The organism is Tepidimonas taiwanensis (assembly GCF_020162115.1).
In the GTDB taxonomy this organism is placed as follows: Bacteria; Pseudomonadota; Gammaproteobacteria; order Burkholderiales; family Burkholderiaceae_C; genus Tepidimonas; species Tepidimonas taiwanensis.
On record NZ_CP083911.1, the window covers coordinates 2,246,153 to 2,259,334 of the forward strand.

Below are 13,182 nucleotides of genomic sequence, written 5' to 3' on the forward strand. Positions count from 1 at the left end.
GCCCTCAGTAGCGGTAGGTGTCGGGCTTGTACGGCCCCTCCTTCGGCACGCCGATGTAGGCGGCCTGTTCGTCCGTGAGCTCGGTCAGCATCGCGCCGAGTTTTTTCAGCTGCAGCCGCGCCACCTTCTCGTCCAGATGCTTGGGCAGCACGTAGACCTTGCCTTTTTCGTAGTAGTCGCGGTGGCTGTAGAGCTCGATCTGCGCGATGGTCTGGTTGGCAAACGAGCTGCTCATCACGTAGCTCGGATGACCCGTGGCGCAGCCCAGGTTGACCAGCCGACCCTTGGCCAGCAGGATGATGCGCTTGCCGTCCTCGAAGATCACGTGATCGACCTGGGGCTTGATTTCCTCCCAGCGGCAGCGCGCCTCCAGCGACGCCACGTCGATCTCGTTGTCGAAGTGGCCAATGTTGCACACGATGGCCTGGTCCTTCATGCGGGCCATGTGTTCGTAGGTGATGACGTGCTTGTTGCCGGTGGCGGTGACGAAGATGTCGGCCTTGTCGGCGGCGTAGTCCATCGTCACGACCTTGTAGCCTTCCATCGCCGCCTGCAGCGCGCAAATCGGGTCGATCTCGGTCACCCACACCTGGGCCGACAGCGCCCGCAGCGCCTGCGCGCTGCCCTTGCCGACGTCGCCGTAGCCGCACACCACCGCGATCTTGCCGGCGATCATCACGTCGGTGGCGCGCTTGATGCCATCGACCAGCGACTCGCGGCAGCCGTAGAGATTGTCGAACTTGCTCTTCGTGACGCTGTCGTTGACGTTGATCGCGCGAAACATCAGCTCACCGCGCGCGGCCATCTGCTTGAGCCGGTTGACGCCGGTGGTGGTTTCCTCGGTCACGCCGATGATCTGCGCGCTCTTGCGGCTGTACCACGTCGGGTCCTGCGCCAGCCGGGCGCGGATCGCGGCGAAGAGCACGCGCTCCTCCTCGCTGTGCGGGTGGTCGAGCACCGAGGGATCGCGCTCGGCCTTGACGCCCAGGTGCATCAGCAGCGTCGCATCGCCGCCGTCGTCCAGGATCATGTTGGGGCCTTCGTCGGGCGCGCCCGCCGGGCCGAACTCGAAAATCCGGTGCGTGTAGTCCCAATACTGCTCCAGCGTCTCGCCCTTGAACGCGAATACCGGCGTGCCGGCCGCGGCGATCGCGGCGGCCGCGTGGTCCTGCGTCGAAAAAATATTGCACGACGCCCAGCGCACCCGCGCCCCCAACGCCTGCAGCGTCTCGATCAGCACGGCGGTCTGGATGGTCATGTGCAGGCTGCCGGCGATGCGCGCGCCCTTGAGGGGCTGGCTGGCGGCGTATTCCTCGCGGATCGCCATCAACCCGGGCATTTCGGTTTCGGCGATGCGGATTTCCTTGCGCCCCCATTCGGCCAGGCCGATGTCGGCGATCACGCAATCGGTGGGCAGGGGATGTTTCAGCGGTGCGTTCATGGGCAGTGACTCCTGACAGGTCGGTTCACCACCGCTGGCGCTGGACACTGCTCACGCCACGTCGGTGGGTGAGCGTCGTTGTCACGAAACCGCCCGGACATCGGGCGGCCGTCTGACGAGCCTCGCCGCCGCACGGCATCGGTGCGGCACGCTGCAACGCTCCTCGGCAGACGCGCGCATTATAGGCCGCCGGGGCCGCGCATGGGGCGTTCCTATAATTGGCGCCATCAGCCCGTGGACAGGGTGGAGACGGCGGCCGCGCTTGACCGCCGCCCCCGTCCGACTGTCCCCATGGGTTTTGGCCCGCATCGGGCTCCTGTCGCGCCGCTCATCTTCGCCGCTCATCTTGAATACAACCGCCGCCCCCTCCCCAGCGCTGACCCTGATCGCCGACGAGATGCGCGCCGTCGACGCGGTCATCCAGCAACGGCTCGGCAGCGAGGTGCCACTGGTCGGACAGGTGGCGCACTACATCATCGGCGCGGGCGGCAAGCGCGTGCGGCCCGCGCTGCTGCTGCTGGTGTGCGGGGCGCTGGGCTGCACCGATGCGCGCCGCCACACGCTGGCCGCCGTCGTCGAGTTCATCCACACCGCCACGCTGCTGCACGACGATGTGGTGGACGAGTCCACCCTGCGGCGCGGCCGCGACACCGCCAACCAGGTGTTCGGCAACGCCGCCAGCGTGCTGGTGGGGGATTTCCTGTACTCGCGCGCCTTCCAGATGATGGTGGACTGCGGCGAGATGCGCATCATGCGCGTGCTGGCCGACGCGACCAACGTGATCGCCGAAGGCGAGGTGCTGCAGCTGATGAACATGCACGACGCGCACCTGGACGAAGCGGCGTACCTGCGCGTCATCCGCGCCAAAACGGCCAAACTGTTCGAGGCGAGCGCCCGGCTGGCGGCGATACTGGCCGGTGCCGACCCCGCCACGGAGGAGGCCTGCGCCACCTACGGGCAGGCGCTGGGTGCCGCGTTCCAGATCGTCGACGACGTGCTCGACTACGAGGGCGACACCGCCGAGCTGGGCAAGAACCTTGGCGACGACCTGCGCGAAGGCAAGGTGACGCTGCCCGTCATCTGCACGCTGCGCCGCTGCACCGAACCGGAAGCGGCGCTGATCCGCACCGCGATCGAGACCGGTGGCACGCAGCGGCTCGACGAGATCCTGGCCATCGTGCGCCGCAGCGGCGGGCTGGCCGAGGCGCGCGCCCACGCGGCCGCCGAGGCGCAACGCGCCATCGCGGCGGCGCAGGCACTGCCGCCCGGCGATGCGGTGCGCGAGAAGTACCGCGAAGCTCTGCTACAATTAGCGGCTCAACTGCTGACGCGCCGCGCGTGACATGGGCGGCTCTGTTGCGGTTGGCATTCGGGGTGTAGCTTAGCCTGGTAGAGCGCTACGTTCGGGACGTAGAGGCCGGAGGTTCGAATCCTCTCACCCCGACCACATTTGTCATATGTAGGTTCAATTCAGGTTTGGACTGACACTGCAAGCTGGAGCTTGCGGTAATCCGACCAAACATCCGGTGCCGGCCATCACCGGCGTTGACTTGTGAGCGCCTCCGAGCTCGCGGGCGCATCGAGTATGTCGGCGCGCGTCAGTGGCAGCCCGCTCATGTCCTTTAGCGCAACGCCCGTGCAACCCTGACGCCGAGCTTCGCGTGCGAGCCACATCAAGCGCTTGGCTGCGATTACCAAATCTTGCCCTTCGGGTCGAACATTCGAAATGCAGTTGCGCTGCGCGTCGCGGCACCCCACACGGGGCTGGTACGTAAGATAAATACCAAGGCTATCGGGCGAGCTCAATCCGGGCCGCTCGCCGATGATGACGGCAACCATCTGCGCCTCCAGTAGCTCGCCGATTTCGTCGCCAACGGCCACGCGCCCTTGCTCGACCACTACGGGTGGTGCCAGCACCCAATCCGGCTCCTGCACGTCGCGAATGGCACGCAGCAGCGCGACGGCGTGGCGTTGAATACCCAACGCAGACAAACCATCAGCCACGACCAAAACCAAATCCGGGCAAGGTCCCTTGCCACTCACCTTCTGCAAGAGCCGCACGCTGGGTTCGTCCAGCCGACGCCCCCAATCTGGGCGCAGCAAATAATCGCGCCGGGTACCGGCGCGGCTATGCAGTACCAGCGGCTCAGGCCACCCATCGTCGCGCAACGCATGCACCAAGGTGGTGATATCCAGCGGCACATGGACAGCGTCACGGGCTTGAGCGTGTGCCAGCCCAAATCGCAACAGCTCCGCCGTGGGCAGTCCCACACCGCAACGCCCCAGGCCGATTCGCGCGGGCGTGTGCTCGCGCAACCTCTCCCAAACCGATGGGGCCAGCGCAGAGGTGGGCCCGGTTGGCACCACGACTCCTTCTGATTCCGCCATAAATTCAACAGGCTTCATACAGGCTGCGGCAGGGCCCCCAAGGTTTGCGCCAGCTGTGCTACGGCGTTGACAGTACAGGGTTGGCCGTCGTCATCCACAATGCCCATCTTGTGCAGCCACGCTTCAAACTCCGGCGCGCACCTCAGCCCCAAGAGCTGCCGAACCGACAGCGCGTCGTGAAACGAGGTGCTCTGGTAGTTGAGCATGACATCGTCAGCACCTGGCACTCCAATCACAAAATTGACCCCAGCACTGGCCAGCAACCCCAACAGGTTGTCCATGTCGTTTTGATCCGCCTCGGCATGGTTCGTATAGCAAATATCACACCCCATTGGCAAACCCAGTAATTTGCCGCAAAAGTGATCCTCCAACCCTGCGCGAATAATTTGTTTGCCGTCGTACAAATACTCGGGCCCAATAAAGCCAACCACGGTGTTAACGAGCAAAGGTCGGTAACGGCGAGCGACGGCGTAGGCGCGCGCCTCGCAGGTTTGCTGATCTACGCCATGGTGGGCTTGCGCAGACAGTGCACTGCCTTGGCCTGTTTCAAAATACATGACGTTGTCGCCAACCGTGCCGCGCTGCTGTGCCTGCGCCATGGCGTGCGCCTCATCGAGCAACGCCAAATCGATCCCAAAAGATCTGTTGGCGGCTTCCGTGCCAGCGATCGACTGAAACACCAGGTCGACTGGGGCCCCCACTTCCATCGCCTGCATGGTGTTGGTCACATGCGTGAGCACACAGGTCTGGGTGGGAATTTCACCGCGCTCGACAATGTCAGCCAACAAGTGCTGCAAGCGCACCAAGTCCGGCACACTGTCTGACGCCGGGTTGACGCCGATGACGGCGTCGCCCGCGCCCAGCAGCAAGCCATCGACGATACTGGCGGCAATGCCCGACGGGTCGTCCGTGGGGTGGTTAGGCTGCAAGCGCACGGCCAGTCGCCCACGCAGACCCAACGTATTGCGAAAACGCGTGACCACCTCGCAGCGCTTGGCGACCAGCATCAGGTCCAGGTTACGCATGAGCTTGCTGACCGCCGCCACCATCTCTGGCGTCAACCCGGGAGCCAATGTGCGCAACGTGTCACCACTGGCCGCGTCGCTGAGTAACCAGTCGCGAAATGCACCGACGGTCATCGACGCTACCGGCGCAAACGCGGCGGCGTCATGGGTGTCGATGATCAAACGGGTGATCTCATCGACTTCATAAGGGACCACCGGTTCCTCAAGAAACTGCCGCAGCGGCACCTCCGCCAAAACCCAGCGTGCCGCCATACGCTCTTGTTCGCTATCGGCCGCCAACCCAGCCAGACAGTCTCCGGACCGAAGTGGCGAGGCTTTTGCCAACAGCTCGCGCAGACTTTCGAATCGATAGCGAACACCCGCCACATCAACGCAATAACGCATGGCTACTTCCGTCAAGTACGCGAGACACCGTCCGTAAACGCGCCCACAATGGACCCTGCGGGCATTGCCGATGACTCGTCTCGTTCCCCTTGCCCCATCAGCATCTCATCGAAGGCCGCCGCTGCACGCTGCCGATGCGTCATCCGAAAATACACGAAACCCAGCCCCATCAGACCAACAAACAGCGCACTGAGCGCCGGGTTATAGTAAATGACGGCAGCCAGACAGGCGATACCACCGATAAGCGCGATCGCAGGGAAAACGGGGTAAAACGGCGCCTTGAACGGCCGTGGCAGATGGGGTTCACGTTGCCGCAGCCGAAACAGAGCGGCCATCGAAACGATATACATAACCAACGCACCCAATACTGCCATCGTGACGATGTTGGCTGTCAATGGCTGACCACCAAACGTCACCCACTGATCGCTGAAGACGGCCAACACGCCGACGATACCACCACCAATCAGCGCGCGCACGGGCGTACGAAAGCGCGGATGCACCTTGGCAAAATATGGTGGCAGATATCCGGCGCGCGCCAAAGCGTACATTTGGCGAGAATAACCGAGAATGATGCCATGGAATGACGCAACCAATCCAAAGAGACCGATCCATACAAGCATGTGCATCCATACGCTGCCCTCACCCACGACGCGCTTCATTGCCTGCGGCAATGGGTCATTGATATTGGACAGATCCCGCCAATCACCTACTCCACCGGCCATGATCATGACCAGAAACGCCAGCGCAACGAGCGTCAAAATTCCAGCGATATAGGCGATCGGTATCGTCCGCCGTGGCTCGCGCGCCTCTTCGGCCGCCATCGCCGCCCCTTCGATCGCCAAGAAAAACCAAATGGCAAACGGTATCGCCGCAAAGATGCCACCGGCAGCTTCCCAGGTAAAGCCGTCCGCCCCGGCCCAACCATGGGAAACAAAATTAGCCAGCGACCAGCCCGGAGCCACCACACCGGCAAAAACCAACAACTCCACAACCGCCAACAGGGTGACAAACAATTCAAAAGTAGCGGCTATCCCCACGCCAATAGAATTCAACGCAATAAATACAATATAAGCAGCAACAGCCACCCAGCGTGGATCGAGCTGAGGGAACTGGACATTGAGGTAGGCTCCGATCGCCAAGGAGATCGCGGGCGGAGCAAAAATAAATTCCACCAGCGTGGCAAAGCCAGCGACGAAACCTCCGGTTGGCCCAAATGCACGCCGCGCATATGCAAATGGCCCTCCGGCATGCGGTATCGCGGTCGATAGCTCGGTAAAGCTAAAAATAAAAGTCGTATACATCAACGCAACAAATGCTGTCGCCACCAAGAAGCCCAGCGTACCCGCCGTGGCCCAGCCGTAACTCCAACCGAAATATTCGCCAGAGATCACGAGCCCCACTGCGATACCCCAAAGTGAAAACACTCCGAGGACCGGCTTGAGCTCGCGCGCCACTTGTGTCGGTGCCGATGACATCACGCCCTCCATCTTTCGTCCGCTGCCAACCGCCCAGTCGCTGGTGACTGGTACATCGTGTGGACATTCTGAGCAACCGCACCACGGCAACGCTATCCCGACTGAGCAAAAACAGGGCGGCCCGCAAATTTTTGCTCAAAAGGGATAGGGTCTACGGGTATTCCCTAGGGGCCAAACTGGCACGATTCTTGATACTCCGCTGACAACGACAATGTAGGTGCACCATCATGGAGTACGCCGCGTGCGGCGGCGGCAGTTCCTTTGCCCGATTTCGGCTCAAACGCACCGAGGACGTGCACGTACACGCTCGGCAACTCCAATCCTGGGATCAGGAGTACGAGCAAGTCTCCCGAGGCCCTTTCCAGGGCGAAGTACGGGAGCTGACCGCCCCGGGCTTGCAGGTTTTTGAAGAGTGGGCCTCGTGCGCTACCGTGCAGTACTGCAAGCCTTGGCACGGTGGTATTTGGATCGGCTTACCTTCGACGCCGTCTTACGACGGACTGCGCTTCATGGGGCGCAGCGTCACCGACTGTGCCGCAATGTGGGCCAGCGACGAACAGCCCTTCGACCTCCTGGTACCGGCTGCCATGGGACTCTACGGCGTGGTGCTGGATCTGCAGGACCTACAGCAACACCTGTCCTGGCGTGAAGGGGTGCCCAGCGATTCGGCGTGGACAGCCGATGCGTTGGCTGCGGCGCGTTTGCACTCCCTCGGTGCCGTGCAGCGCCAGAGGCTGGCCGGTTTGGTACGCGAGGTGTTACGCAATCTGGAGAAAAACCCCCACGTCCTGCAACACCGCGCCAGCTATCACGCGATGCACCATGCCATCGTGGGCATGGTGTGCGACCTGCTCGTACCACAGGCCTCGCGTCATTCGGCGGCGGACGAACCCAGTCATCGGCGTCGCCGTACATTGGTCCGGCGAGCCCGGCAGCTCATCTTGGATCGCCCGCAGGATTTTTTGCACTTGTCACAGCTCTGTGCAGCCCTGCACGTGACCCGGCGCACACTGCACAATTGCTTCGACACCGTGCTGGGCATTAGTCCCGCTGCATACTTGCGCGAGGTGCGCCTCAACGCGGTACGGCGCGCGCTGCAAGACCCTGATCTTGCCCACCTCAGCATCGCGGATGTGGCGGCCCAATGGGGGTTTTGGCACATGGGGCATTTTGGGCAGGAATACAAAGCGCTCTTTGGCGAGCCGCCATCGCAAACCCGGCGCACCGCGATCGGTCGCCAGCTATGCGTCGGCCAATAGCAGTTCGACACCCAAGTACTTATCCGGCGCTGAAGCCCTCTGACATGACGGGTGACACCCTATGCCACCCGATACGGCCGTTCACCAGTCGTTGACCGCAAGGGATCGGCGGTAAAAACTTCGGCCGGGCGTGGGCCCGTGTGGACTAAAGCCGCGCCAGCAACCGCGTCGGCTGCAGCCTCACCTTGACGTCGTCGGCCGGGACGGCGCGACGCACCTCGTACGTACGGTCCGCGGTGTCGCGCAGTGGCGGCTCGCCGCGCGGCAGTCCTTCGCGGCCCACGATCGCGAAGACGAGCGGGGTGTTGGCCCGCACGCCGCGGCGCGCGACGACAGCCGTTTCACCGCTGGCGAGTTCCACATAGGTGCCGGGCAGATACAGCCCCAGCGTCTTGACGAACGACGCCCCGAGGGGCGTCGGCATCCCGCTCGCATCCAGGTAGACATCCCGGGCCGCGCGCGGTGCCGGCAGTCCTGCGCGCGTCCGGCGCGGACTGATGCGCGCCACGTACACATCCGTCATGTGCAGCAGCTGTACCGCCGGCGGGACGTCGACGCGGCCGTGAGGGTAGCCCGTGCCGCCCACCTGCTCATGGTGGTCGCGTACCAATTCCAGCCACAGGGCATCCCGCACGCCCAGGCGGCGCAGCGTCGCTTCGCCGCGCAGCGGGTGCTCGAGCACGGCGCGGCGCTGCTCCGGGGTCAACGGCGTGTCCTGCCGCGCCAGGTCGTCATGCAGCCGCGCCATGCCCAGGTTCATCGTCAGCGCGGCGCGCTGCAGGCTGCGCTGGCGCGCCTCGTCCCAGCCCAGCGTCTGCGCCACCAGCCGCACGATCACCGCACACATCAGTGCATGGCTGGCGCTGTAGCCCATCGCGCGGTCGAACAGCATCTGCGCGAGCACGAACAGGCTGTCGTCCACGCGCGAGCGCAGCAGCGTGCGCATGCGCTGCTCGATGCGCAGGAAACGGTCGGTGAAGTCCTGCGCCTGTTCGCCCTGGTGCAGCAGCAGCGTGAGGCTGGCGTGCAGATCGGCCCAGATCTCCTCCAGCGGCCGGGCGTCGGGCTCGATGTCGACGGTGTCGTCGAAGCCCATCGGCCGCGTGACGCCGGCGATCTTTTCCAGTGGCTGGTCGCTGCGCAGCGCCCGGTCGATCGCCGCGGTGTAGCGAAACGTCCAGTGCCGAAAGTCCTCCGCGCGGACCTGCGGGTTGTGCATCACGAGCCACTCACGGTGGTGGGCGTCCCGGATGGCGTTGCCCCGACGCAGCAACAGCCGGCCGTGGGGGTCCCAGACATCCACGGGAAGGGGCTCCCCCAGCGTGACTTCATCGATGGGCAGCGGTACGTACATGCAAACGCGTGGGCGGGTGGGGCGTGATCGCCCGCGCCAGCAGAAGTGCCGGCCGCGGACGGATGGTGCGATTGTCCCCCTTGTTTCGGGTCTTCGTCGCGATAATCAGCCTCCTGAAGACGTATTTTTCGGAGATTCGGAACGTGCCTGAACCGACCTTGCCACTGATCCCTGTGTCGGATCTGCGGGTTGGACACTTTGTCCTGCTCGACCTGGGCTGGATGGCGCATCCGTTTCCGCGCAACCATTTCCGCATCACCTCGCCGCGACAGATCGACACCATCCGGGGGTTGGGACTGAGCCGTGTGCGCATCGACCCCGCGCGCAGCGAGTTCGACGAGGTCCAGACGACCGAGACGACGGCCGCGAGCAGCTCCTCCGTCGCAGCCCCCGCGGACGCGGCACCCGACCCCGCCACCGAGGCCGCGCGAGCGCGCGCCCGGGCGCTGGCCGATCAGCGCCGCACGCTCGCCCTGTGCGAGCGCCAGTACGCGGAGGGCACGCGGCGCTACCGCGCGGTGCTGGACACCCTCGAGCACGACCCGCTGGCGGCGGGCGAGCAGGCACGCAACGGCATCGACGCCATCCTCACCGCGATGGACACCCAGGGTGAGTCCGCGATTCGGCTGCTGGGCGACGTGCAGGGCGAGCGCGGAGCGCAGCACGCGATGAACGTGACGGTGCTGTCGCTGCTGCTCGGGCGCGCGATGGGGCTGGACGCGGCGGCGCTGCAGTCGCTCGGCGTGGCGGCCTTTCTGCACGACGTCGGCAAGACCCGCCTGCCGGACATCGTACGGTTCAAGGACGAGGCGTTCACGCCCGCGCAGCTCAAGGCGTACGAGGAGCACGTCGCGCACGGCGTGGCGCTGGGCCGCGCGATGGGGCTGGACGCGACGGCGCTGCTGGCAATCGCGCAGCACCACGAAGCCGCCGACGGCAGCGGCTTTCCGCGCGGCTGTGCGGGCAGCGAGATGGGGACGGCATCGCACATCCTGGCGCTGGTCAACCGCTACGACGGGCTGTGCAACCCGCCGAACCCGGTGCGCGCGCTGACGCCCCACGAGGCGCTGGCGCACCTGTTTGCCATGCAGAAGGCCCGGTTCGATCCGCCGACGCTCAGCGCCTTCATCCGCATGCTGGGGGTGTACCCCCCGGGGTCGATCGTGCAGCTCAGCGACGGGCGCTATGCGCAGGTGCACACGGTCAACGCCGCGCGGCCGCTCAAACCGCGCGTACTCGTGCACGATCCGCGCGTGCCGCGCAGCGAAGCGCTACTGCTCGACCTGCAGACCACCCCGGACCTGTCGATTCAGCGCAGCCTGCGCGCGGACCAGTTGCCGCGCGCCGCGCTGGACTACCTGGAACCACGCCCGCGCTACTACTATTTCTTCGAGCGGGCGTTGCGCGCCGACGACGCGACGAGGGGGGATGGGCCATGAGCATTCTGCACTGCGCGCCGCTCACCGAGGGGCTGCTGGAAGCCGTGCTGGTGGTGGACCCGGCCAGCGAGTGCATCGTCTCCGTCAACGCCGCCGCGGTGCGGCTGGCGGGCAGCCAGCGCGAGGCGATGGTCGGCTCCCGCATCCGGGAGTGGCTGCCGGAACCCCAGGACGCCACCTACTGGGACGAATGGCAGGCCGGCATCGTGCAGACGCTGGAGTCGCAAACCTCGCTGCGGCGCGCCGACGGCACGCTGCTGCGGGTGCAGCGGCGCTTCAGCCCCATCCACCCCAACGGGGGCGCGCCCCAGGTGCTGGTGGCGATGCAGGACCTCCACGCCGCCGAGCGCACGCGGCAGCACCTGGAAACGCTGCTGGCCGAATTGCGCGCGGCGCTCGAGTCCACCTCGGACGGCATCCTGGTGTGCGACCTCGACGGGCACATCCGCGCTTTCAACCGCACCTTTGCCACGCTGTGGGCGCTGCCGGAGGCGCTGCTGACGCAGCCCGACGACGCCGCGGTCTGGGGGCACCTGGCGGCGTGCGTGCCGGATGCGGCGGGTTTCCAGGCGCGGCTCAACGAGCTGCAGCGCTCGCCGTTGCGGGAGGCGCACGACCTGATCCCGCTGCGCAACGGCCGGCTGCTGGAGCGCGCCTCGCGGCCGCAGCTCGCGCGCGGACGCCCGATCGGGCGGGTGTACGTGTTTCGCGACATCACCGAACGCGCCGCCACCGAGGCCAAGCTGCGGCTGGCGGCCCAGGTGTTCGAGTCCAGCCTGGACGCGATCATCGTCACCGACGCGGCGCGGCGCATCGTGGCCTGCAACCCGGCCGCGCAGCGGCTCGCCGGTCTGGGGCCCGGAGATGCCCAGGGCGACCCGGTCGACGCGTTGCTGCAATCGGCCCGCAACCCCGACTGGGCCGCGCAACGCGATGCCGCCCTTGCGCAGCAGGGCTACTGGGAGAGCGAGCTCTGGCTGCGGCGTGACAGCGGCCCCGGGGTGCCGCTGTGGACCTCGTGGGTGTTGCTGCGCGACGACGGCGGCCGCGTCCTCAACACGGTGCTGTTCGCCAAGGATCTGTCGGAAAAGCTCGAGGCGCAGCGCCGCATCGAGCAGCTCGCCTACACCGACCCGTTGACCGGGCTGCCGAACCGGCTGATGCTGGACGAGCGCGTCGGGCACGCGATCCGGCTCGCCCAGCGCAGCGGCGACGGCTTTGCGCTGCTCTTTCTGGACCTGGACCGCTTCAAGAGTATCAACGATTCGCTGGGCCACCTGTTCGGCGACCAGGTGCTCGTCGAAGTGGCGGCGCGGCTGCAGCGCTGCCTGCGCCAGACCGACACGCTCGCGCGCCTGGGCGGCGACGAGTTCGTCATCCACCTGCACGCCGCCGACCAGGGCGCCGCGGAAAAGGCTGCCCAACGCATGATCGCTGCCGTGACCCAGCCGGTGACGATCGACGAGATGCAGTTCACGCTGTCTTGCAGCATCGGCATCGCGATGTACCCGCAGGATGGCACGTCGCTCGACGCGCTGATTCGCTGCGCCGACACGGCGATGTACCAGGTCAAGGAACGCGGCAAGGGGCATTACCGCTTCTATCAGCCGCAGATGAGCACGGAGCTGCTTGCGCGCGTGCAGACCGACCACGCGCTGCGCGAAGGGCTGCACCGCGGCGAATTCGAGCTGCACTACCAGCCGCGGGTCACGGTGCGCACCGGCCAGATAGACGGCTGTGAGGCGCTGATCCGCTGGCACCGGCCCGGCACCGGACTGGTGATGCCCGGCGCCTTCATCCCGATCGCCGAGGAGACGGGGCTGATCGCCGCGCTGGGGGCGTGGGTGCTGGACACCGCGGTGGCGCAGGCCGCCCGTTGGGCCGCCGAGGGCCGACCGCTGCAAGTGGCGGTCAACGTCTCGGCGCTGCAGTTCCAGCAACCGCACTTCGTGCAGGATGTGGCACAGGCGCTGCAGCGGCACGGGCTGCCACCGCGGCTGCTGGAGCTGGAGCTGACCGAGTCGATCCTGATCCGCGACGCCGAGGAGGCGCTGGCCAAGCTGCGCTCACTCGCGGCGCTGGGCGTGACGCTGTCGCTGGACGACTTCGGCACGGGGTTTTCGAGCCTGGCGTACCTGAAGCGCTTCCCGCTGCACCGGCTCAAGATCGACCGCACCTTCATTGCCGCGATGCCCGAAGACGAGGCCGACGCCGCAATCGTCGCCGCGATCGTGCAGATGGGTCACGCGCTGGCGATGGAGGTGGTCGCCGAGGGGGTGGAACGCGCCGAGCAGCTGCACCGGCTGCGCTCGCTCGGCTGCGACCACTGCCAGGGGTTCTGGTTCGCCCGGCCGATGCCGGCGGCGGCGTTGCGCGCGCACCTCGACGGGGTTCCCGGCGCCGGCACCGCCGGCTAG

Annotated in this window: 9 protein-coding genes, 1 tRNA gene and 1 riboswitch; of the genes, 5 read left to right on the forward strand and 5 right to left on the reverse strand. The window is 65.9% G+C overall.

The window, feature by feature from the left end:
- Positions 1-4: 4 nt before the first annotated feature.
- Complete coding sequence (ahcY, locus tag LCC91_RS10670) at positions 5-1,441, reverse strand: adenosylhomocysteinase (protein ID WP_043698667.1); 1,437 nt, start codon at positions 1,439-1,441, stop codon at positions 5-7.
- A 63-nt stretch (positions 1,442-1,504) separates the two neighbouring features.
- Positions 1,505-1,612, reverse strand: a riboswitch (S-adenosyl-L-homocysteine riboswitch).
- 172 nt (positions 1,613-1,784) lie between these two features.
- On the opposite strand from ahcY, the gene LCC91_RS10675 reads away from it, so the two are divergent.
- Together LCC91_RS10675 and LCC91_RS10680 are read left to right on the forward strand one after the other, a co-directional pair.
- Positions 1,785-2,783 carry a polyprenyl synthetase family protein gene (locus tag LCC91_RS10675; protein ID WP_390612119.1) on the forward strand — a complete coding sequence of 333 codons (999 nt, stop codon included), beginning with the start codon at positions 1,785-1,787 and terminating at the stop codon, positions 2,781-2,783.
- Positions 2,784-2,811: 28 nt separating this feature from the next.
- Positions 2,812-2,888: transfer RNA gene (locus tag LCC91_RS10680), tRNA-Pro, on the forward strand.
- An 89-nt stretch (positions 2,889-2,977) separates the two neighbouring features.
- Here LCC91_RS10680 and eutC read toward each other — a convergent pair.
- From eutC to eat, 3 genes are read right to left on the reverse strand one after another with little or no spacing between them, the layout of a single operon-like run.
- On the reverse strand, positions 2,978-3,847 hold the full coding sequence (gene eutC, locus LCC91_RS10685; RefSeq protein ID WP_224440921.1) for an ethanolamine ammonia-lyase subunit EutC: 870 nt from the start codon (positions 3,845-3,847) through the stop codon (positions 2,978-2,980).
- Positions 3,844-5,238, reverse strand: a complete 1,395-nt coding sequence (locus LCC91_RS10690) for an ethanolamine ammonia-lyase subunit EutB (protein ID WP_043698663.1) — start codon at positions 5,236-5,238, stop codon at positions 3,844-3,846. The genes eutC and LCC91_RS10690 overlap by 4 nt, the downstream gene beginning before the upstream one ends.
- 11 nt (positions 5,239-5,249) lie before the next feature.
- Complete coding sequence (gene eat, locus LCC91_RS10695; RefSeq protein WP_082007441.1) at positions 5,250-6,713, reverse strand: ethanolamine permease; 1,464 nt, start codon at positions 6,711-6,713, stop codon at positions 5,250-5,252.
- A gap of 227 nt (positions 6,714-6,940) precedes the next feature.
- On the opposite strand from eat, the gene LCC91_RS10700 reads away from it, so the two are divergent.
- Entirely contained in the window at positions 6,941-7,972 is a 1,032-nt protein-coding gene (locus LCC91_RS10700; protein WP_143897315.1) for a helix-turn-helix domain-containing protein, read from the forward strand.
- Positions 7,973-8,117: 145 nt separating this feature from the next.
- On the opposite strand, the gene LCC91_RS10705 is transcribed toward LCC91_RS10700, so the two are convergent.
- Positions 8,118-9,326 (reverse strand): HD-GYP domain-containing protein, encoded by a 1,209-nt coding sequence (locus tag LCC91_RS10705; RefSeq protein WP_143897314.1) that lies wholly within the window; start codon positions 9,324-9,326, stop codon positions 8,118-8,120.
- A gap of 158 nt (positions 9,327-9,484) precedes the next feature.
- Here LCC91_RS10705 and LCC91_RS10710 point away from each other — a divergent pair, with 158 nt between their 5' ends.
- Together LCC91_RS10710 and LCC91_RS10715 are read left to right on the forward strand one after the other, a co-directional pair.
- A complete protein-coding gene (locus LCC91_RS10710) occupies positions 9,485-10,765 on the forward strand; it encodes an HD-GYP domain-containing protein (RefSeq protein WP_224440922.1) in 1,281 nt (426 codons plus the stop codon).
- Positions 10,762-13,182 (forward strand): sensor domain-containing protein, encoded by a 2,421-nt coding sequence (locus LCC91_RS10715; protein WP_143897312.1) that lies wholly within the window; start codon positions 10,762-10,764, stop codon positions 13,180-13,182. The genes LCC91_RS10710 and LCC91_RS10715 overlap by 4 nt, the downstream gene beginning before the upstream one ends.

What these genes read in the sequence shown, in the direction of transcription:
- LCC91_RS10690 (WP_043698663.1), bottom strand. Translation starts at nt 5,238, where the DNA reads ATGCGTTATTGCGTTGATGTGGCGGGTGTTCGCTATCGATTCGAAAGT.
- LCC91_RS10700 (WP_143897315.1), top strand. Translation starts at nt 6,941, where the DNA reads ATGGAGTACGCCGCGTGCGGCGGCGGCAGTTCCTTTGCCCGATTTCGG.
- LCC91_RS10715 (WP_143897312.1), top strand. Translation starts at nt 10,762, where the DNA reads ATGAGCATTCTGCACTGCGCGCCGCTCACCGAGGGGCTGCTGGAAGCC.
- eat (WP_082007441.1), bottom strand. Translation starts at nt 6,713, where the DNA reads ATGTCATCGGCACCGACACAAGTGGCGCGCGAGCTCAAGCCGGTCCTC.
- eutC (WP_224440921.1), bottom strand. Translation starts at nt 3,847, where the DNA reads ATGAAGCCTGTTGAATTTATGGCGGAATCAGAAGGAGTCGTGGTGCCA.
- ahcY (WP_043698667.1), bottom strand. Translation starts at nt 1,441, where the DNA reads ATGAACGCACCGCTGAAACATCCCCTGCCCACCGATTGCGTGATCGCC.
- LCC91_RS10705 (WP_143897314.1), bottom strand. Translation starts at nt 9,326, where the DNA reads ATGTACGTACCGCTGCCCATCGATGAAGTCACGCTGGGGGAGCCCCTT.